The organism is Pantoea sp. K16 (assembly GCF_048452805.1).
Lineage (GTDB): Bacteria > Pseudomonadota > Gammaproteobacteria > Enterobacterales > Enterobacteriaceae > Pantoea > Pantoea agglomerans.
In genome coordinates this window covers 200,924-221,794 of sequence record NZ_JBLWNV010000006.1, presented here as the reverse complement: position 1 = coordinate 221,794, position 20,871 = coordinate 200,924, and the positions used below count along the sequence as shown (strand labels likewise).

The 20,871-nt window shown below is 56.2% G+C and carries 14 protein-coding genes; 6 read left to right on the top strand and 8 right to left on the bottom strand.

Annotated elements, in window-relative coordinates; translation table 11 throughout:
* Positions 1 to 4: 4 nt before the first annotated feature.
* Together ssuC and ssuB are read left to right on the top strand one after the other, a co-directional pair.
* The gene (gene ssuC, locus ACK13D_RS10155) at positions 5 to 796 is read left to right on the top strand and encodes an aliphatic sulfonate ABC transporter permease SsuC (RefSeq protein WP_010254987.1); all 792 of its coding nucleotides are present in this window, start codon (positions 5 to 7) and stop codon (positions 794 to 796) included.
* On the top strand, positions 793 to 1,581 hold the full coding sequence (gene ssuB / locus ACK13D_RS10150; RefSeq protein WP_346547902.1) for an aliphatic sulfonates ABC transporter ATP-binding protein: 789 nt from the start codon (positions 793 to 795) through the stop codon (positions 1,579 to 1,581). The genes ssuC and ssuB overlap by 4 nt, the downstream gene beginning before the upstream one ends.
* Positions 1,582 to 1,618: 37 nt before the next feature.
* Here the strand turns inward: ssuB and pepN are convergent, their stop codons facing one another.
* A complete protein-coding gene (pepN, locus tag ACK13D_RS10145) occupies positions 1,619 to 4,234 on the bottom strand; it encodes an aminopeptidase N (protein WP_033766848.1) in 2,616 nt (871 codons plus the stop codon).
* Positions 4,235 to 4,477: 243 nt separating this feature from the next.
* Between pepN and pncB the strand changes: the two genes are divergently transcribed.
* From pncB to ACK13D_RS10125, 4 genes are all read left to right on the top strand, one after another.
* Entirely contained in the window at positions 4,478 to 5,683 is a 1,206-nt protein-coding gene (pncB, locus tag ACK13D_RS10140) for a nicotinate phosphoribosyltransferase (protein WP_010669771.1), read from the top strand.
* A 157-nt stretch (positions 5,684 to 5,840) separates the two neighbouring features.
* Positions 5,841 to 7,241, top strand: a complete 1,401-nt coding sequence (asnS, locus tag ACK13D_RS10135; protein WP_010254981.1) for an asparagine--tRNA ligase — start codon at positions 5,841 to 5,843, stop codon at positions 7,239 to 7,241.
* Positions 7,242 to 7,542: 301 nt separating this feature from the next.
* Positions 7,543 to 8,664: a porin OmpF gene (gene ompF / locus ACK13D_RS10130; RefSeq protein ID WP_033785539.1), complete on the top strand. Its 1,122-nt coding sequence runs from the start codon at positions 7,543 to 7,545 to the stop codon at positions 8,662 to 8,664.
* Between the two features lie 234 nt (positions 8,665 to 8,898).
* Positions 8,899 to 10,089 (top strand): amino acid aminotransferase, encoded by a 1,191-nt coding sequence (locus ACK13D_RS10125; protein WP_010254977.1) that lies wholly within the window; start codon positions 8,899 to 8,901, stop codon positions 10,087 to 10,089.
* A 42-nt stretch (positions 10,090 to 10,131) separates the two neighbouring features.
* Here the strand turns inward: ACK13D_RS10125 and ACK13D_RS10120 are convergent, their stop codons facing one another.
* The 7 genes from ACK13D_RS10120 to cmoM all read right to left on the bottom strand — a co-directional run bounded on the left by ACK13D_RS10120 (position 10,132) and on the right by cmoM (position 20,788).
* Positions 10,132 to 10,761: an MBL fold metallo-hydrolase gene (locus tag ACK13D_RS10120; protein ID WP_192072543.1), complete on the bottom strand. Its 630-nt coding sequence runs from the start codon at positions 10,759 to 10,761 to the stop codon at positions 10,132 to 10,134.
* Positions 10,762 to 10,800: 39 nt separating this feature from the next.
* Complete coding sequence (locus ACK13D_RS10115) at positions 10,801 to 11,349, bottom strand: YcbK family protein (protein ID WP_010254972.1); 549 nt, start codon at positions 11,347 to 11,349, stop codon at positions 10,801 to 10,803.
* A 185-nt stretch (positions 11,350 to 11,534) separates the two neighbouring features.
* Positions 11,535 to 13,346, bottom strand: a complete 1,812-nt coding sequence (gene ldtD, locus ACK13D_RS10110; protein ID WP_115387741.1) for a L,D-transpeptidase — start codon at positions 13,344 to 13,346, stop codon at positions 11,535 to 11,537.
* Between the two features lie 147 nt (positions 13,347 to 13,493).
* Positions 13,494 to 17,981: a chromosome partition protein MukB gene (mukB, locus tag ACK13D_RS10105; protein ID WP_346465212.1), complete on the bottom strand. Its 4,488-nt coding sequence runs from the start codon at positions 17,979 to 17,981 to the stop codon at positions 13,494 to 13,496.
* Positions 17,978 to 18,703, bottom strand: a complete 726-nt coding sequence (mukE, locus tag ACK13D_RS10100; protein ID WP_010254966.1) for a chromosome partition protein MukE — start codon at positions 18,701 to 18,703, stop codon at positions 17,978 to 17,980. Before mukE ends, mukB begins: the two co-directional genes overlap by 4 nt.
* On the bottom strand, positions 18,684 to 20,006 hold the full coding sequence (gene mukF / locus ACK13D_RS10095; RefSeq protein WP_010254963.1) for a chromosome partition protein MukF: 1,323 nt from the start codon (positions 20,004 to 20,006) through the stop codon (positions 18,684 to 18,686). Before mukF ends, mukE begins: the two co-directional genes overlap by 20 nt.
* Positions 20,003 to 20,788, bottom strand: coding sequence for a tRNA uridine 5-oxyacetic acid(34) methyltransferase CmoM (gene cmoM / locus ACK13D_RS10090; RefSeq protein ID WP_010669764.1), 786 nt, complete (start codon positions 20,786 to 20,788; stop codon positions 20,003 to 20,005). The genes mukF and cmoM overlap by 4 nt, the downstream gene beginning before the upstream one ends.
* Between the last annotated feature and the right edge of the window lie 83 nt (positions 20,789 to 20,871).

Genomic DNA, 20,871 nt, shown 5'->3' with positions numbered 1-20,871 from the left:
CATGATGACCAGAACCCGAAAACGCCTTGCTGATACGCTGGTGCCCTGGCTGCTGCCGACGCTGCTGGTCGTGGTGTGGCAGATTGCCTCGCAAACCGGCTGGTTGTCGACCCGTATTCTGCCCGCACCGGAGAAAATTGTGACCACCTTCTGGCAGCTGACCGCCAGTGGTGAACTCTGGCAGCACCTGGCGATCAGTAGCTGGCGGGCGTTGATCGGCTTCAGTATCGGCGGATCTATCGGCCTGCTGCTCGGGCTGATTACCGGCACCTCCAGAACCGGTGAACGACTGCTGGATACCTCGGTACAGATGCTGCGCAATGTGCCGCATCTGGCGCTGATCCCGCTGGTAATCCTCTGGTTCGGTATTGATGAGTCCGCCAAGATCTTTCTGGTGGCGCTGGGTACGCTGTTCCCGATCTACCTGAATACCTATCACGGCATCCGCAACATCGATCGCGGGCTGGTTGAGATGGCGCGCAGCTATGGCCTTTCCGGCTGGAGCCTGTTTATCCAGGTGATCCTGCCCGGCGCGCTGCCCAATATCATGGTCGGCGTGCGTTTCGCGCTGGGTCTGATGTGGCTGACGCTGATTGTCGCAGAGACCATCTCTGCCAACGCGGGTATCGGCTATCTGGCCATGAACGCGCGTGAATTCCTGCAGACCGATGTGGTGGTGGTCGCCATTATTCTTTACGCCCTGCTCGGCAAACTGGCGGATGTCGCCGCGTTGTTGCTTGAACGTGTCTGGCTGCGCTGGCATCCCGCTTATCAACTGAAGGAGGAGAACGCATGAGCCAGACTCTCCCACCGGCGCGCCTCAACACCGGCACCCCGGTTGGCGTTAACGGCGTCAGCAAACAGTATGGCAGCCGCACCATTCTCAATAAGATTGACCTGCATATTCCCTCAGGTCAGTTTGTGGCGGTGGTGGGCCGCAGCGGCTGTGGTAAAAGCACGCTGCTGCGCCTGCTGGCCGGTCTCGAACAGAGCTCCAGCGGTGAACTGCTGGCAGGCAATGCGCCGCTGCAGTCGGCTCGTGAAGATACCCGCCTGATGTTTCAGGATGCGCGACTGCTGCCGTGGAAAAAAGTGATCGATAACGTCGGGCTGGGTCTGCGCGGACGCGAATGGCGCAGCGCGGCGCTGGATGCGCTGGCGGCGGTAGGCCTCGCCGATCGGGCTGATGAGTGGCCAGCCGCCCTCTCCGGCGGCCAGAAACAGCGCGTCGCACTGGCCAGGGCGCTGATCCACCGGCCCGGTTTACTGCTGCTGGATGAACCGCTGGGGGCGCTGGATGCCCTGACACGCATTGAAATGCAGGGATTGATTGAGTCACTGTGGCAGCAGCATCACTTTACCGTGCTGCTGGTTACGCATGATGTCAGTGAAGCGGTGGTGATGGCAGATCGCGTGCTGTTAATCGAAGAGGGTCAGATCGGGCTGGATCTGCTGGTGGATCTGCCCCGTCCCCGCCGTCGCGGATCGGCGCGGCTGGCCGAGCTGGAAGCGGAGGTACTGGATCGGGTCATGCAGCGTACGGAGCGACCGCAGCCGGTTCGTTACGCGCAGCAGCGCTGAAAAAGGGGAGTGTCTCAGACGCTCCCCTTTTTAATTATCAGGCGTTCAGTGCCCGGGTAATTTTTTCGTAGAGGTCGCCAGAGAGTTTATCCAGCTCCAGCAGCTGCTCCAGTGCCTGGCGCATCATCGCCTGACGGCCTTCGTCATAACGTTTCAGGCGAATCAGCGGCTCCACCATCCGTGCCGCAACCTGCGGATTGCGGGTGTTGAGGTCGGTAAGCATCTCCACCAGGAACTTGTACCCGCTGCCATCTTTAGCATGGAAGGCGGCCGGGTTAGCCGAGGCAAAGGCACCCACCAGCGAGCGAACGCGGTTCGGATTACTCATGGTGAAGGAGCGATGATTCAGAAGCTGACGCACATTGCGCATCACGTTAGCGGCCGGACTGGTCGCCTGCAGCACAAACCATTTGTCCATCACCAGACCATCCTGATGCCAGCGCTCATCGTAAGCTGCCAGCAGCGCATCACGGCACGGTAACTGTGCCGCAACAGCAGCAGAAAGCGCCGCCAGCGCATCGGTCATGTTGGTCGCCTGGTGATACTGGGTCTGCACCAGTTTATCCGCCAGCTGCGCATCGCTGAAGGCGAGATAGGTCAGGCAGATATTTTTCAGGCTGCGCTGACCAATCGCGTCATGCTCCACGCGGTATTCAGGCTGCTGATTGGCGTTGTAGATCGCAAAAAACTCATCGGCCAGTTCGCGTGCCAGCGTGCGTTGCAGCGCGTCACGCACCAGCGCAATCGCCTGCGGATCGATAGTATCAAACAGCTCGGCAATCTCATTTTCCGACGGCAGCGTCAGAATCAGCGCGGTCAGTGCCGGGTCGCAGTCGGTATCCAGCAGCACCGCACGGAAGGCGTCGGCGACATGCAGCGGCAGTGACAGATGCTGGCCCTGCTGATAGCGGGCGACATTCAGACGGATATAGGTCGCCAGCAGGCTCTGAGCCGCATCCCAGCGGGAGAAGTCGTTGCGTGCATGACGCATCAGGAAGGTGAGCTGAGCATCACTCCATTTGTAATCAAGCTTCACCGGGGCAGAGAATTCGCGCAGCAGCGACGGCACTGGCTGGAAGTAGACATTATCGAAAATAAAGGTCTGGAACTCCTCGGTAACATTCAGCACATGATGTACCGGATGACCATTATTCTGCAGCGGGATCACCTTGCCTTCGCCATCATAGAGTTCAATATCCAGCGGGATATGCAGCGGCAGCTTCTCTTTCTGATCGGCAGTCGCAGGCGTGTGCTGCGTGACGTGCAGCGTATACTGCTCCAGCTCCGGGTTGTAATCGTCGCGCACCGTCAGCACTGGCGTACCGGACTGGCTGTACCAGCGGCGGAACTGCGACAGGTCAACATTCGAGGCATCTTCCATCGCCTGAACAAAATCATCACAGGTTGCGGCGCTGCCGTCGTGGCGATCAAAATAGAGCTTCATGCCCTTCTGGAAGTTCTCTTCACCCAGCAGGGTGTGCATCATACGGATCACTTCTGACCCTTTTTCATACACCGTCAGGGTATAGAAGTTGTTCATCTCGATGACCTGATCCGGACGGATCGGGTGTGCCATCGGGCTGGCATCTTCGGCGAACTGCGCACCGCGTACGATACGCACGTTATCAATGCGGTTCACCGCGCGTGAGCCCAGATCAGAGCTGAACTCCTGATCGCGGAACACCGTCAGTCCCTCTTTCAGGCTGAGCTGGAACCAGTCGCGGCAGGTCACACGGTTACCGGTCCAGTTATGGAAATATTCGTGACCGATAACCGCTTCAATGCCCAGGTAATCTTTGTCCGTCGCCGTTTCCGCTTTAGCCAGCACATATTTGGCATTGAAGACGTTAAGGCCTTTGTTCTCCATGGCGCCCATGTTGAAGAAGTCCACCGCCACGATCATAAAGATGTCGAGGTCATACTCCAGACCGAAACGCTCTTCATCCCACTTCATGCTGTTTTTCAGCGAGGTCATCGCCCAGTCGGCACGGTCGAGGTTACCGCGATCGACGAAGATCTCCAGCGCCACATCACGTCCTGAACGGGTGGTGAAGCTGTCGCGCAGCACGTCGAAATCGCCCGCCACCAGCGCAAACAGGTAGCAGGGTTTCGGGAACGGATCCTGCCACTTCACCCAGCTGCGACCCTGCTCATCCCGGCCGCTGTCAATGCGGTTACCGTTGGAGAGCAGGAATGGATAGCGCTCACCGTCGGCATAGATGGTGGTCGTAAAGCGCGCCAGCACGTCGGGGCGATCGAGATACCAGGTAATATGACGGAAGCCTTCAGCCTCACATTGGGTGCAGAGCGCCTCGCCCGATTTATACAGCCCTTCCAGCGCGGTGTTCTGATCCGGGTGAATATCGTTAATAATTTTCAGGGTGAAGCTTTCCGGCAGCTGGCTGATGACCAGTGCGCCCTCTTCTTCACGGAAGGCCGTCCAGGCTTGCCCGTCGACCTCCAGCGCAATCAGCGTTAACGCTTCGCCGTCCAGTCGCAGCTCAGCCTGGCTGTCGCCCAGTCGTTTAACCTGGCTGATGGCCGTTACACGAGTGGTGGACGCATCCAGTTCAAAAGTTAAATCGATATCGGTGATGGTGTACTCAGGCGCACGGTAGTCGTGGCGATACTTGATTTGGGGCTGTTGCGTCATATTGCGTCTCGCGTTGTTATAAGTTTACCGGCAAAGTCTAAGCTTGTTACTACAAGCTTGCCACGCACAATGCACCTAAAGGGTGAAATGGCTACACTTTGTTAACAATGGCACAGATTGGCCTCGACCCGCCCGTCTGAAATATGCTGTGATCGGCTTCAGATAGTGAATTATACTTTTGCGTCTTTATGACTGTGTACAACACCGGGCTCTGCGCCACCGAACAGGATGCTGAAACGCGCCATGACAGGACATGCTTCCCCGATACTGACCTCGCTGCTGGATACGGACGCCTATAAGCTCCATATGCAACAGGCCGTTTTCCACCGCTATCATGACATAACGGTGGCGGCGGAGTTTCGCTGCCGCGGCGACGAACTGCTGGGTCTCTACGCTGACGAAATTCGTGACGCGATAACCGCAATGCAACACCTGGCGCTGACTGATGATGAAGCGACCTGGTTGTCTCACCTTCCCTTCTTCCGGCAGGATTACCTCAGCTGGTTACGCCAGTTCCGCTATAACCCGGATCAGGTTGAGGTGCGCAATCATCATGGCAAGCTGGAACTCCGTATTCAGGGGCCGTGGCGAGAAGTGATCATGTGGGAGGTGCCGCTGCTGGCGCTGATCAGTGAGATTGTGCATCGTCATCGTACGCCACAGGTCACCACTCAGCAGGCACTTGACCACTTACATCAGAAACTCGGCGACTTTAAAGCTCAGGTGGCTGACCTTGATATGTCACGCTTCCGCCTGATGGATTTTGGCACCCGTCGTCGCTATTCGCAGGATGTGCAACAGTCGATCGTCTCAACGCTGAAACAGGAATTTCCGTGGCTGATTGGCACCAGTAACTATGATCTGGCGCGCCGTCTGTCACTGACGCCGGTGGGAACACAGGCGCACGAGTGGTTCCAGGCCTTCCAGCAGATCAGTCCGGTACTGGCCAACAGCCAGCGCGCGGCGCTGCAGGCGTGGCTGGATGAGTATGACGATAAGCTGGGCATCGCCCTGACCGATTGCATTGCCATGGACGCCTTTCTGCGCGATTTCGGTCCGGTGTTTGCCCGCCGCTACCAGGGACTGCGCCACGACTCCGGCGATCCGGTCGAATGGGGCGAGAAAGCGCTCGCCCACTACCAGAAGCTGGGTATCGATCCGCAAAGCAAACACCTGGTCTTTTCTGACAACTTAAATCTCGACAAAGCGCTGGCGCTTTACCGCCACTTTGGCCAGCGGACGAACGTCGTGTTCGGCATCGGAACCCGCCTCACCTGCGATATTCCGGGCGTGACGCCACTGAATATCGTTATCAAACTGGTGCAGTGCAATGGCAAGCCGGTGGCGAAACTCTCAGACAGCCCGGGCAAAACCATCTGCCAGGATAAAGCCTTTGTCAGGGCCCTGCGTAAAGCTTTTGATCTGCCGCTGGTGAAAAAAGCGAGTTAATCCTCTTCTTATCGGGGCGTTGATACGCCCCGCCTCTGCTGTAATAAATCTGCTTTCCCCCTGAATTTTGCTTGTTTCCTGAAGACTCGCAAGTAACATAGCAAAACCCCGGATGGGGCAACTTTTTTACTCACTTCTTCTATATAGAGAGATATTTATGAGCGTAGTGCCTGTAGCGGACGTACTGCACGGTCGCGTCGCGGTTGACAGTGAAGTCACCGTACGTGGTTGGGTGCGTACCCGAAGAGATTCCAAAGCCGGTCTTTCCTTCATCGCTGTCTATGACGGCTCCTGCTTTAATCCCGTTCAGGCTGTCGTCAATAATTCTCTGAATAATTATCAGGATGAAGTGCTGCGTCTGACCACGGGCTGTTCCGTTATCGTCACCGGTAAAGTGGTGGCCTCGCCGGGTCAGGGCCAGGCGTTTGAGATTCAGGCGACCAGCCTGGAAGTCGTGGGCTGGGTGGAAGATCCCGACAGCTATCCGATGGCGGCGAAACGCCACAGTATCGAGTATCTGCGCGAAGTGGCTCACCTGCGTCCGCGCACCAACCTGATTGGCGCGGTCGCCCGCGTTCGCCACACCCTGGCGCAGGCGCTGCATCGCTTCTTCCATGAAAATGGCTATTTCTGGGTCTCGACGCCGCTGATTACCGCCTCCGATACCGAAGGTGCCGGCGAAATGTTCCGTGTCTCTACGCTGGATATGGAAAACCTGCCGCGTAACGATCAGGGCAAAGTTGACTTCAGTGAAGATTTCTTTGGTAAAGAGGCGTTCCTGACCGTTTCAGGTCAGCTGAATGGCGAAACCTATGCCAGCGCTCTGTCGAAGATCTACACCTTTGGTCCGACGTTCCGCGCAGAGAACTCCAACACCAGCCGCCATCTGGCGGAATTCTGGATGCTGGAGCCGGAAATCGCTTTTGCCTCACTGGATGATGCCGCTGCACTGGCCGAATCAATGCTGAAGTATGTCTTCAACGCGGTGCTGGAAGAGCGTGCCGATGACATGGCCTTCTTTGCTGAGCGGGTAGATAAAGAGGCGGTTGAGCGTCTGCAGCGTTTCATCACCACCGATTTCGCGCAGGTGGATTACACCGATGCGGTTGAGATCCTGATGAACTGCGGTCAGACCTTCGAAAACCCGGTTTCCTGGGGTATTGACCTCTCATCTGAGCATGAGCGTTACCTGGCCGAGAAACATTTTAAAGCGCCGGTGGTGGTGAAAAACTATCCGAAAGACATTAAAGCGTTCTATATGCGCCTGAATGACGATGGCAAAACCGTGGCGGCGATGGATGTTCTGGCGCCAGGCATTGGTGAGATCATTGGCGGTTCACAGCGTGAAGAACGTCTGGATGTCCTGGATGCGCGTCTGGAAGAAATGGGTCTGAATAAAGAAGACTACTGGTGGTATCGTGACTTGCGTCGCTACGGTACCGTGCCACATTCTGGCTTTGGATTAGGCTTTGAACGTTTAATCGCCTATGTCACCGGCGTACAAAATGTCAGGGACGTAATCCCCTTCCCGCGCACCCCACGCAACGCGAGTTTCTGATATTCGGCATTAAATATAAGAAATTCATATATATAACGAGGTCGGCACTGCCGGCCTTTTTTTATTTTTGTAAATTTTGAGTTCTCTCACAAAGTTCCGTGTTTTTTACATTTTGTAATACATATTTTCTTACTGAAACAAGATTACGAGTTTAGTAGCATTTAAGCGCTAGAATTACGGCGGGTGGGATGGAAAGATGCGTGCAGACACAGGAAGACACCAAACTTCGTTCAGGGTTCCCGTAAAGGTTTCTTGACGGCAGTGGCAGGTGTACAAATAACTCCAATGAGGGTAATGAATAATGATGAAGCGCAATATTCTTGCAGTGGTTATCCCTGCTCTGTTAGTAGCTGGCGCAGCAAACGCTGCAGAAATCTATAACAAAGACGGCAACAAACTGGACCTGTACGGTAAAGTGGATGCGCGTCACCAATTCTCTGATAGCGCTGGTGATGATGGCGATCAGACTTATGTGCGCTTCGGCTTCAAAGGCGAAACCCAGATTAATGACCAGCTGACCGGTTACGGCCAGTGGGAATACAACATTCAGGCGAACAAATCTGAAGGTGATGACGCACGGGACGGCACCAAAACCCGTCTGGGCTTCGCGGGTCTGAAATTCGGCGATGCCGGTTCAATCGACTACGGCCGTAACTACGGTCTGGTTTACGATGCAATCGGCTGGACCGATATGCTGCCAGTATTTGGTGGCGACTGGGGCAGCTCAGATAACTTCCTGAACGGTCGCAGCACCGGCCTGCTGACCTACCGCAACACCAACTTCTTCGGCCTGGTTGATGGCTGGGACTTCGCAGTTCAGTATCAGGGCAAAAACGACCGTACCGACATTACTCGTGCTAACGGCGACGGATGGGGTGCATCAACCAGCTATACCTCACCAATCGGTGTAGGCATCGTTGGTGCCTACAGCAGCAGCGACCGTACTGATACACAGGCTGCAGGTGTTACTGATGTTAATGGTAATGTAATTGGACAGGGCAAACGTGCTGAGAACTGGGCAACTGCGCTGAAATATGATGCAAACAACGTTTACCTGGCAGCGATGTATGGTGAAGGTCGTAACTCTTCATACTTTACCGCCACTATTCCAGGCACCGCACCTAACACAACCGCCGATGCTAATGCAACCATTAACAAAACCCAGACTATTGAGTTAGTTGCACAGTACCAGTTTGATTTCGGCCTGCGTCCATCTATCGCATACGTACAGCAGAAAGGCAAAGATATCGAAGGTATCGGCGATGCTGACCTGTACAAATACATTGACGTTGGCGCAACTTACTACTTCAACAAAAACATGTCTACCTATGTTGATTACAAAATCAACCAGCTGGATGACAATAACCCACTGGGTCAGAACACAGACGATATTGTTGGTGTTGGCCTGGTTTACCAGTTCTAATTCCGCTTAAAACATGTTGAAAAACGGGGCTAAGGCCCCGTTTTTTTATGGCTGCTATTCCAAACAGGTGCGTTTTTCCTCGCGCCGTTACCCCGCTTTAATCACTACCTTTCCCCGTCGTGCAATCCACACTGCAAAATGTATGAATTTGTCTCGCAAACGGTTGGCATTTGTCTGGCCGGACGCTAACCTGAGAGCTCTTTTCGCTAAAGTTCACGCTAATGGACCTGACACATGTTTGAATCGATCTCTGCTGCACCCGCCGATCCTATTCTTGGGCTGGCCGATCTGTTTCGTGCTGACGACCGCCCGGAAAAAATCAATCTGGGCATTGGCGTCTATAAAGACGAAACCGGCAAGACCCCGGTGCTGACCAGTGTTAAAAAAGCTGAGCAATATCTGCTGGAAAATGAAACCACCAAAAACTATCTCAGTATTGATGGTCTGGCTGATTTTGCCCGTTGCACACAGGCCCTGCTGTTCGGCAACCAGAGCCCGCTAATCACCGCTGGCCGTGCTCGCACGGCTCAGACACCGGGTGGTACCGGTGCGCTTCGCGTTGCAGCCGATTTCCTCGCCACGCAAACATCGGTGAAGCGGGTCTGGATCAGCAATCCAAGCTGGCCGAATCACAACAACGTGTTTAACGCTGCCGGTCTTGAGGTCTGTGAATACCACTATTACGACCCGGCAAACCATACGCTGGATTTCGATGGCATGGTCGCGTCACTGAAACAGGTTCAGCCAGGCGACGTGGTGCTGTTCCACGGCTGCTGCCATAACCCGACCGGTATCGACCCGACCGCTGAGCAGTGGCAACAGCTGGCGGAGCTGTCACAGGCCAACGGCTGGCTGCCGTTGTTTGACTTCGCTTACCAGGGTTTTGCCCGTGGTCTGGAGGAAGATGCAGAAGGCCTGCGTATTTTTGCCGCCTCGCATCAGGAACTGATCGTCGCCAGCTCTTACTCCAAGAATTTCGGCCTGTATAACGAGCGTGTTGGTGCCATCACGCTGGTTGCCGCCGATGCGAGCGTGGCAGATACCGCGTTCAGTCAGGTGAAGTACACCATTCGCGCGAACTACTCCAATCCGCCGGCACATGGCGCCGCCATCGTCGCCACCATTCTGGGCAACGATACCCTGCGTACCATCTGGGAGCAGGAGCTGTCGGACATGCGTCAGCGCATTCAGCGCATGCGCCAGCTCTTCGTAAATACCCTGGCGGAAAAAGGTGCACAGCGCGACTTCAGCTTTATTATTAAGCAGAACGGCATGTTCTCGTTCAGCGGCTTAACCAAAGAGCAGGTCATTCGCCTGCGTGAAGAGTTTGGCGTCTACGCGGTGAACTCAGGGCGGGTGAATGTGGCGGGCATGACGCCAGACAATATGTCGGCGCTGTGCGAAGCGATTGTCGCCGTGCTGTAAGCAGGATGACCGAATTGAAAAATGGGCCTGCTGGCCCATTTTTTATTGCAGGAAAGGATTGCTGATGCGTTCATGCCCCAGCGTAGAAATCGGGCCGTGACCGGGCAGAAAAGTGACATCATCGCCCAGCGGCAGCAGTTTCGTGCGGATAGCATCGATTAACTGCTGATGATCGCCCTGCGGGAAGTCTGTGCGTCCCACACCACCATTAAAAATCACGTCACCTGAAATCAATAACCTTCCTGGACGATCGAAGAACACCACGTGGCCAGGCGAATGGCCCGGACAATGCAGCACTTCCAGCGTGGTCAGCCCTACCTGTACGCTCTCCCCCTCTTCCAGCCAGCGATCTGGGGTAAAAGGCGCGCACTCATCAAGTCCGAACATCCGGCTCTGGGTAGGCAGCGCCTCCAGCCAGAATGCATCACGCTTTTGCGGTCCGACAATCGGAATCTGCCAGAAGGCAGCCAGCTCGACGGCGGCCCCGACGTGATCAAGGTGTCCATGGGTCAGCAGAATCTGGGAAGGTTTAAGTTTGCATTGTTCCAGCGTCTCTTTGATCAGATCGGCATCGCCGCCTGGATCAACCAGCGCGGCTTCACGAGTGGACTCGCACCAGATAACTGAACAGTTCTGGGCAAACGCGGTAACAGGAATAATGTGGTAATTCATAACGCTCCATGACCGGCTCACGCAGCGTTGCCGGTGTCATTACCAGTGCCTGATCGGCCCGGTATCAATATGTACAAAGTTACTGCGGGGATAATATCCTACACCACCCGCACGCAGAGATAATGCCGCTTTGCGTACATTGGCCAGAGAAACTCCTTCGATATGGAAATCCATTGCCTGGCCTTTGGTATGATAGCTGTGCTTTGCCACCCCAGGACCGCTCTCACGTAACATGTTGTTGGTTGCCAGTGAACGGTAGCCCGAAACCAGCTGTATCGGTTTACGCATTCCCAGCAGCGCCTGCAGGCGGAAGATTTGATCAAACAGGTGCGGATCGATGCTTTTCACTTTATTGGCGCGATAGTCACGGAAAAAGTGATTTAATCGTGACAACTCATCCTTGTCGTAACTCTTACCATTAAAAAACTCAGTTTTAAGGGTTTCACCGGTATGAAGATTATTAAGCATCAATACACGCGGGCGAGAGGTAGAAAGCGAGGCCCTTGCAGAAGCGGGTAATAATGCCAGACCGGCGGCGGCGCTACCGCACAGCAGTAGTTTGCGACGAAAAGAATCAATAGTAGACATGTAACGATTTACCTGAGAGTGAAGCCATAGAAATGTGCAAAAAGCGCACAGCCCGAACCATAACTTTCTCTCAGTAGAGCGTCAACCCATCTGCAACCTGTTTGCGTGGCGATCCCTGCAGGAATCGCCATTTGATAACATTTTTCTGAATAACCGGCCCGCCGCTAACGATTTAAAATCAATCACTAGAGCAGCAATTGCTCAGCCCGACTCAAAGCCTGGCTGCCCGAACGCGCGGTGTCATCATAATTGTAAATATCTGTGCGGAACTGTGGTTTGCCATCATCAGCGACCCACGCCGTCAGATAATAGAGATTGACCGGAATACGATGGCGAATGGGCACGTAGCGGGTGTCACCCTCTTTTAACGTACTGGAGATGCGGGCATCGTTCCAGCCCGCGTCCTGCAGTAATAAACCTGCCAGTTCAGACGCTTTATTCACCCGGACGCAGCCTGAGCTGAGCGCGCGGATATCCCGCTGGAACAGGTTGTGGTTCGGCGTGTCGTGCAGATAGATCGCATCTGAGCTGGGCATATTAAATTTATAGCGGCCCAGCGCATTCGCCACACCCGGTGCCTGAATCAACCGATAGGGGAACGATGAAGCGGTGACCATGCGCCAGTCGATCATGCTGGGGTCGATCACTTCAGCGTCAGCGCTCCAGCCCGACAGCAGGGTATAGCCATGCTTATAGAGATAGGTCGGATCCTGCTTCACTTTCGGAATGATATCTTTACGCACCAGCGTGGTTGGCACATTCCACGGCGGGTTCAGCACCACATTATTGAGCGCGCTGCGCATCAACGGCGTTTTGCGATCCGGACGCCCGACGATGACCCGTGATGAGAGGATCTTGTTGCCGTTGTTGTAATAAATCAGCGAGTAGTTGGCGATGTTCACCATTATGCCGTTGTGCATATCGTCCGGCAGCAGGCGCAGTCGCTGAATGTTCAGCGCCAGCAACGAAGCACGCATCTGCGGAGAGACGTTAAGCCACTGCCGCGTTCTGGCACCGATAGCACCGTCGCCATCCAGTCCCTGCCACTGCTGGAAACGCTTCACACCCGCCACCAGCGTCTCGTCATAGACATTGGCGGTGTTCCCTTCCAGCGTCTGACTCTGAACGTTACCCGGCGATTGCAGTGAAGGCGCAGACAAATCGGTGACTGGCGCGGCAGAAGGGCTGACCGCAACCGGCTGGTCGCTGTGGGTCACTGGTGAGGCGGCCACCGGCACCGCATCGTCATCCGGTGCAGGCGCATTAACCTGCGACGTTAACATGCCGCTGCGCTGCAGGATTTCACGCAGCGCCGGAACATCGTCACTGACCTGTCCCGGACGCAGTGTTTCACTGCTCTTCAGCTGCGGCCAGGGCTGCTTATCGCCTAGCAGGGTTTTCAGCGCGGCGTGCATCGGCTGATACTGCGGGTGCTGCGGCTGCAGTGACGCAATAAACGTGTTGCCCGATCCTGCATTGACCGCGTTCTGCCACTGATTCACGACCGCCACCGACGGCTGTGTCAGCCGGTAGGGAACATTGCTGTAAAGCCAGGTTTCACCCTGCGTCGGCACATTAGAAACAAATTGCAGATAGCCCAGCATCGCATCGGACAGCGCGACATCCCGGGCAAAGCCGGTGATCGCCGGGTTAGTCAGACGCTCAATCCAGCGCGTGAATTGTGGCTGAACACCAGAAAGTGCCACTTCAGCCAGCTGCTGCTGAAATTTTTGTATCGCCTGAGGATCCTGCCAGAGTGGTTGCATATGGCGGGATGCATAGAGCGTCGCCAGCGGTGCCAGATAAAACGGCTGATCGGCGCTGGAAAACGCCTGCCGGATGCGTTGCTGACTTTCGGAAACGGAGATAGCCGCCTGCGTTGTCCCGGGCAAAGCGGCGATAACAGCGGCCTGTGGTAGCGTAAATGGAACAACGGTTAGCGCCAGCGCTAACAATGATAGAACGCGATGATGATTTAATTTTTTTACCAGCAACATCCCTGCCCCCTTGTTTTTCAACTTCGCAGTGTTCCCTGTATCCACTGCGACCGCGCCGTGACTCATCATGTGAGTATACAAACAAAAACGGCATTTGCCTCATGCGACAAATGCCGTAACCAGATTAACGAATGGTTCAGTTTTTGACTACGTTTCTGCCTGCGAATTTTCAGCGGTTAAATCGGGCAGCGCATCTGCGTCGCTTCCCGCCCGCACCGGCGAAGGATCGGCAGCAAAACCACGCAGACCGACCACATGCACATGCTCGGTGTTATTAAACACCTTACGCACCAGTTTGTAGGTCGTGCCTTTTTCCGGACTGATATTCTCCGGTGCTGCAATCACCAGCTGCATCTCCAGTCGCTCACAGAGTTCAAACAGCGTGGCGATGGAGCGGGCATCCAGACGGGCCGCTTCATCAAGGAACAGCAGTCGGCATGGCGAAATATCTTTGCCGCGCAGACGACGGGACTCCTCTTCCCAGCTCTGCACTACCATCACCAGAATGGACATGCCGGTACCGATCGCTTCACCGGTTGAGAGCGCCCCGCTCTCTGCGCGCAGCCAGCCATCGGAACCGCGGTTGACTTCCACTTCCATCTCCAGATAGTTGCGGTAGTCCAGCAGCTCCTCACCGATGGTCTGCGGCGTACGCTGCCCCATGTCGATATGCGGATTAAGACGCTGATAGAGTTTCGCCAGCGCCTCCGAGAAGGTCAGGCGATTGCTGTTAAAGAGATCCTGATGCTGCTCGTGCTCTTCCGACAGCGTATCCAGCAGCATGGCGTGGGTTTCACGCACGTTCACGTTGAGCCGCACGCTGCGTACCTGACCAAAGCTGACGGTCTGCAGGCCCTGGTTGAGCTGGCGGATACGGTTCTGTTCACGCTGGATCGTTTTACGGATGATGTTGGCCGCACTGCGCGAACTGATTGCCAGCATCTGCTCACGCGCCGTCAGCTCTTCCGTCAGACGGTTCAGTTCGATTTCCATCTGCTCAATCGCTTCGACCGGATCGTCAGTCCGAATAATATCCTGACGAATACGCTCGCGCAGATGCTGATAAACCGCAATAAAGAACTGAATTTTACGTTCCGGACGTTTTGGATCTTCCGACAGTCGCAGCACGTCGCGCAGATGTTCGTTGTCCGCCACCGCCAGACGCAGCGCACCCAGCGCTTTATCCGACATAGAGCGCAGCTCATCGCCGCTCAGGTAGGCCAGTTCACGGCGATGCAGACGACGCTCAACGCCATTCTCTTTCACCAGACGCAGTACGGTACACCAGCCCGCTTTGGCGCTGACCACCTGCTCACGCACCTGATGATACTGACGCTCCAGCTGACGCAGTCGCTTCTGCAGATTATCCATCTCCGCTTCGCAGAAGGTGAGCTGTTTCTCCAGCTGATTGCGGCGGGCGCGGTTATGACTCAGCGCCGTGTAGAGCTCGTCACGGCGAATACGCGCGCGTTCTTCGGCGCTGCTGTCAGCCTGGACGCCAATGTCCTGCATCTCCTGCTGCAGCTCTTTGAGCATGTCGCGCTTGGCGTCATAGGCGCTTTTCAGCGAGGCCAGCACCTGGGAGTATTGCGTCAGCTGCGCCTGATGTTCACGCAGGCGATCACGACTGCGGCTGCGTTCGCCCTCAGCCTGCTCCAGACGCTGACGCAGCTTATCGCTGAGGTCGTTGTTGCCATTGAGCATGCTGGCCGAGTCGTCGTAGCTGAAGTGAGCGCGACGCTGCACCACCTCTGTCAGGGCAAAGGCCTGCTGACGGGCGTTGCGCTGCTGCTGCTGCGCCTGCTGATAATCCGCCTGTAACTGCTCATGCTGTTCCGGATCGCTCTGCAGCACGGCGATAATCGGTTCCAGCTTCGCCAGCTTAGCGCCATGCTGATGCAGGAAGCGCGCCGCTTCCTGTGCGGCATCGACCTGCTCGCGGATCTCTTCACAGCGATCGCCCAGCGTGTCGTCCAGCAGCAGATTGATGCGTGGCAGCAGCCGGTTTAACTGTGATACGCCCTCTTTGGCCAGCTCATACTGCTGACGCTGCTGCTGATTGTTGCTCTCATGCTGATTCAGCGCCCGCTCCAGCTCACCCCGGCGCGCGCCGAGCTGACGGATCTGCGCTTCCGGATCGGCGTCAAAGGCGACGGCCAGATGACTGCCGATAAAGCGGCTGAATGACTGATGCAGACGCTGCGTTTTCTGTACGTCGAACGACAGCGTGGCGTAGCGTTCGGCCAGCTTATCGCGCTCAAGGTGCAGCAGCTCCAGCTGATTCTCACGCGCCGCGCGGCCAAACAGCGGTATTTTCGGGAAGCGGGAATAGCGCCACTGACGCTCTGCCACCTTCACCACCACCGCATTCTGTAGTTCATCGACGCTGAAGACGCTGTCATCGAACGACTGCGGATCACCCTCGATCAGGTAGAGATCTTCCGGACACTCTTCCAGACCATCCAGCAACTCACGAACGCGGGAGAGATCCGGCACCACAATCGCATGACGCGACGGACCGTAGAGCGCCGAGAAGTACGGCGCATCATCCAGCGTCACATCATCGTAAATCTCTGACAGCAACACGCCGCCAAACCGTTCTGCCAGCTGGGTCAGGCGCGCATCTTCGGCACCGCCCGGCTGGCTGAGCCGCTCAATCTGCCGCTCGATATCGCGTTTACGCGCCGCCACTTCGTCGCGCTCGACGGTGGTTTCACGCTCACGCTCCAGCAGCTGCTGCATATATTCGGTCACGTCCTGGCTGCTGTTCAGCGCCTGGCCGGTCTGTTCGCTGAGCTGGGTCAGGATCTCCTGCGCCGCCAGCCAGTGTGGCGCACGGGCGGTCAGGCTGGTGATGCGTTCGCGCAGCTGCTCCAGCTCCTGGCGCATCATCATGCGCTGCTCACCGGCGTCGGAGACGCTGCTATTCAGCTGTTCAATCTGTGCTTCAAGCTCCTGCTGCAGGCCTGCCAGCGCATCCGCTTCATAATGCTGCCCCTGACGCTTGCAGAATTCCGCCAGCAGACGCTCCGCCTCATGCTGCTCGCGCAGACGCTGCTCCAGCTCATTCAGACGCAGACGCAGCGACGAGAGCTGTTCGGCGTGATGACGCTGGTTGCTGGCATCACGCAGCAGTTCGCGGCCGGTTTGCCAGGCGTCCTGACGGGTCACGTCACCGGCAATGCTGGTCACCAGCGCCAGCGCCTGTTCAAACTGACTGTGCGCCGCTTCCGCTACGCTCAGCTTCTGCTCCAGGCGCAGCAACCGTTCTGTCGCCTCTTCCTCTTTGGCCTGGAAGCTTTCCTGCCATTCAGCCGCATTGTCAATGCTCAGATCGGGCAGCTGGCAGAGCGTGCGGGCGCGCTCCAGCGCCTGCAATGCCTGCTGATACTGGATAGCGCGGGTTTGCTGCACGTCGAGCGCCTGCTGGAAATCGGCCAGCTGGCTTTTCAGCTCATCCACTTCCAGCTCAGCCGCTTCGGCCCGCGCTTCATTCTCTTCCTGAATTTCACGCGCTTCGGCGACTACTTCGGTCTGCTCTTCCAGCCGCAGCGTCAGATCTTCGATATCCGCATCGTAGCGCTCAATCTTCTCCTGCTGACGCATCGCCGTCTGTACCAGGTTCAGGTGATCGCTGGCGGCCTGATAATCGACTTCTAGATCGTTTTCTGCACCACTGTGCTCGGCCAGTTCGCGCGCCATCTCAACATGACGATACTGCTCGGTGGCGAGCTGCTTACGGCTGCTGAACAGTTCGCTGCGCAGCTGTAACGCGCTGTCGAGGTGTCCCCGACGCTCGTTGGCGTGGCGCATATAGTCAGCCGAAACGTAGCTGGTCGCCTCGGAGATCAGATGCTTGAAGAGATCGCGGTCAGACTGGGTAACGCGGATCGCCTCCAGCGTCATGCGGTTCTCGCGCAGCGCGGCTTCCATATCCTGGAACGCTTTGCGCACGCCACTGTTTTCTGGCAGCAGGTAATCACGCAGCGATCGGGTGATGGCGCTGGAGATACCGCCATACAGCGAGGCTTCAATCAGACGATAAAACTTGCTGCGATCGCTGGCAGAGCGCAGACGACGCGGCACCACGCCAAGATCAAACAGCATGGCGTGATAATCGGTGACTGAGTTATAGGCGCGGAACTGCACGCCTTCCTGTGCCTCAACCCGATCTTTGACTTCGTTCAGCGGCAATACGCGAGCCTGACGGCTGTTGAGCACTTCCGTCAGCATATCGGTTGGGTTGGTGTCGGTGGGCAGGCCATGAATACTGAATGGCTTGATATCGACCTTTTTATCGCGTCCGGCGACCTGTTGCAGACGGACACCGACCACGACACGCTGATGGCGTGAGTTCACCACATCCAGCATGGAGTAGCAGACGCCAGCCCGCAGTTTACCGTGCAGACCCTTGTCACGAGATCCTGATGTCGCGCCCGCTTCGGTGGTATTACGGAAGTGCAGCAGCGTTAAATCGGGGATCAGCGCGGTGACAAATGCCGCCATCGTGGTGGACTTACCCGCACCGTTACCGCCTGACAGCGTGGTCACTAATTCATCGAGATCAAAAGTACGGGCAAAAAAGCCGTTCCAGTTGATCAGCGTAAGCGAACGAAACTTTCCGCGCTCAATCATGCCTGTTCTTCCTCTGCGTTCTCACTCGCGTCGCTTTCCTGCCCTTCACCGTCATCGGTGTCGACCGGTGCTGTCGCGTTTTCCAGTAGCATGGCCTCGCCATCACGAATCAGACGAAGCTGCGCTTCACGGGCGTCATCACCGCCGCGCACGTCGGCACCAAAGCGGAACACCGATTCCGTGATGCGGAACTTGCTGCTGTCATTGCCGAAAAACCACACCATGCCAAGGCGACGCAGGCGGCTCAGAGAGGCGCGCACTTTCTCCTGCAGTTTGGTGCGATCCAGATCCGAACCGGTTGAGCGCTGGTTGACCAGCTTCAGCAGGCGGTTCTCATCGGCCAGAGAGAGCAGTTCGTCGTACAGCTCCTGCTGGGTGAAGATACCTTCATTGGCCAGTCGTTCCGGGCTGAGATAGAGATAGCAGAGAATCTTCCCGACCATCATATCCAGCTCAGAGAGCACGGAACGCGGAATCAGCGTGGTTGAACGCGGACGCAGATAGAAAAAGCCTTCCGGCGCACGGATTAACTCAACGTTATAGCGGCTGTAAAACTCTTCGAGAAACGACTGGTAGTCCATCAGAAAAGCGTGATTATCCAGCTCTTCGATACCGATATGGCGTCCGGCGCGTAACTGGCTGTCCAGCGCGGGGAAAATCGGGTTGGCCAGTGCCTGTGCCAGCTTAACCGGCATCACTTGTTCAATATTTGTCGATGACATGTGCCTGCACCTTGGCTCCGTAATCATTGATGGCTTGCCATTCCACAGGCAAACCGGCTAAATCAGCTTCCGCTACGCCAAGGCGCACCGCCTGATCCACCACAATGCGCGCCAGATCGAAATGGCGGGCTCGGGGATACTGGGCCAGGTAGTCGCGCATCACTGACGCGAGGTTGAGCGGTTTTTGTTGCGATTTGTAGACCTGCAGCGCTTCTTCAATCATCGCTGCCAGCTGTTCGCGGATTTCGTTGATCTCTTCGTACTCCATCTCCGGCGGCAGTTCACCCATCACTTCGTCGTTACGCAGCGTCAGCGCCTCATCACGCATGTCATACAGGCGGTCGGCGTTGGCATAGGTCAGCGCCCAGGGCGCGTCGAAGTAATTCTGCACCGATACCCGCAGGCGCTGCGCAAAGACGCGGTTTTTATCCATGTCGATGGCGGTACGAATAAATTTATGGACGTGGCGGTCATAGCCGATCCAGAGGTCAATCGCCTGCTGGCCCCAGCTGGTAATACGGTCGAGTTTGCTTTGCAGATCAAACACCAGCTTATCGACAAAGCCCAGATCGGGACTGTCCAGCGTGGCATCCTGAATGCGCAGCAGATTTTCCTGAAGTTTGTCGCCCGCGGCTTCCAGCGTATCCTGCAGTTCACGCAGCGTTCCTGAGGTTTCAGAAAGCAGCATTTCACAGCTGGAGATGGCCGCGCGCCAGTCTTTGTTCAGCAGTTCGGCGATATCATTTTTAACCGCCTGCTGCTGTTCATCCATCAGACGCTGGGTCATATCGATGCTGTCGAAGATCTCCGCCACGGAATATTTCAGCGGCGCGAAAACATTGCGGTGCCAGTGAAACTCATCGCCATTTTCCTGCGCAGCATCGGCTGCCCGCTTAAGCTCATTGGCCACAATCGACAGCTGCATCGACAGGCGCAGAGTCGAGAACTCACGCTGGCGGATGTAATAGTCGGTGATGCCGATCGCCAGCGGCGTCAGGCGATAGATGGCATTGCCTTCCGTGATTTCGCTGGTAAAACGGTTGAGCAGGCGCTGTCGCACCATGTCGTTGATGGCGTTGTTGGCACGAACCAACACGGTTTCATGGGTTTGTTCGAAAGCTTTACTGACGTGACGGAAAGCATCAATCAGATCGCCTTCGCTCATTTCGCCATCCATCCGCTCACCGTTGAGGGTGGCGATAGCCAGCAAAAAGGCCAGACGTTCCACTGGCAGCGCAAGGGAAAAGTCATTTTTGCGCGCCCAGGAGACCAGTTCAGGTACCGTCTGGGAAAATTCACTCATAATTCGTCCTTCTGCCCGGGTTTACGCGCGGTCACGTGGATGTAGCGCCCTAAGCTCAAAAAGGGTTCCTGACGGCAGTAACGCCGCTCCATCTCAATAATTTCGTCGTCGCTTTTTGGCTCGCCCTTCGGCGGCTTCATGTAGTCACTGAACACCCGGATCCCGGCACGCTGCTCAATCACAAAGCCACACGCCTCCAGCCAGCGATAGACCTGCTCGGGGTCGCGCGGATAGTCAGGCGACAGCGTTCGCTTTTTGCGTTTGGTCAGGTTGGTGCGCAGATAGCCGAAGTTACCCAGCGTTAAGGTGCGCAATGTCAGGCCGTGCAGATTGTAAAACATCAGCGACATGACGCCCCCCGGACGCAGCAGATCGAACAGCGCTTTCAGCACCTTCTCCGGTTCAGCGACCCACTCAAGCACAGCGTGGAACAATACCAGATCCACCGGCTTATCCAAATGTTCACCCACCTGCTGAGCGCTAATTTGTCTGAATTGCATGTTGTGGCTCACACCCTGCGCCGCTGCATTTTCCGCGGCCCGGCGCAGCATCTCGCTGGAAAGGTCGCACAGCAGAACCTGATGGCCCTGCGCAGCAAGCCCGCTGGAGACCTGGCCGACACCGCCGCCAGCATCCAGCACCGACAGCGGGTGCGGTGACAGACCGGGCAGTATCTTCTCCAGCTCATCCCAGAGAATGGCCTGGCGTATCTTCCCTTTAGTGGTGCCGTAAATATTTTGCGAAAATTTATCCGCGAGATCGTCAAAGTTACGATCCTGCATGGCATGCGCTCCGGTATGCTGCGGTGAGACTTGTGCTATTTTGTCACAGGCACCAGAAGAATGAACCTTTCATCCCCATCTTC

Bases quoted from the DNA above. Each gene is read 5' to 3' on its own strand.
- ssuC (WP_010254987.1), top strand. From the start codon at position 5: ATGACCAGAACCCGAAAACGCCTTGCTGATACGCTGGTGCCCTGGCTG.
- ssuB (WP_346547902.1), top strand. From the start codon at position 793: ATGAGCCAGACTCTCCCACCGGCGCGCCTCAACACCGGCACCCCGGTT.
- pepN (WP_033766848.1), bottom strand. From the start codon at position 4,234: ATGACGCAACAGCCCCAAATCAAGTATCGCCACGACTACCGTGCGCCT.
- pncB (WP_010669771.1), top strand. From the start codon at position 4,478: ATGACAGGACATGCTTCCCCGATACTGACCTCGCTGCTGGATACGGAC.
- asnS (WP_010254981.1), top strand. From the start codon at position 5,841: ATGAGCGTAGTGCCTGTAGCGGACGTACTGCACGGTCGCGTCGCGGTT.
- ompF (WP_033785539.1), top strand. From the start codon at position 7,543: ATGATGAAGCGCAATATTCTTGCAGTGGTTATCCCTGCTCTGTTAGTA.
- ACK13D_RS10125 (WP_010254977.1), top strand. From the start codon at position 8,899: ATGTTTGAATCGATCTCTGCTGCACCCGCCGATCCTATTCTTGGGCTG.
- ACK13D_RS10120 (WP_192072543.1), bottom strand. From the start codon at position 10,761: ATGAATTACCACATTATTCCTGTTACCGCGTTTGCCCAGAACTGTTCA.
- ACK13D_RS10115 (WP_010254972.1), bottom strand. From the start codon at position 11,349: ATGTCTACTATTGATTCTTTTCGTCGCAAACTACTGCTGTGCGGTAGC.
- ldtD (WP_115387741.1), bottom strand. From the start codon at position 13,346: ATGTTGCTGGTAAAAAAATTAAATCATCATCGCGTTCTATCATTGTTA.
- mukB (WP_346465212.1), bottom strand. From the start codon at position 17,981: ATGATTGAGCGCGGAAAGTTTCGTTCGCTTACGCTGATCAACTGGAAC.
- mukE (WP_010254966.1), bottom strand. From the start codon at position 18,703: ATGTCATCGACAAATATTGAACAAGTGATGCCGGTTAAGCTGGCACAG.
- mukF (WP_010254963.1), bottom strand. From the start codon at position 20,006: ATGAGTGAATTTTCCCAGACGGTACCTGAACTGGTCTCCTGGGCGCGC.
- cmoM (WP_010669764.1), bottom strand. From the start codon at position 20,788: ATGCAGGATCGTAACTTTGACGATCTCGCGGATAAATTTTCGCAAAAT.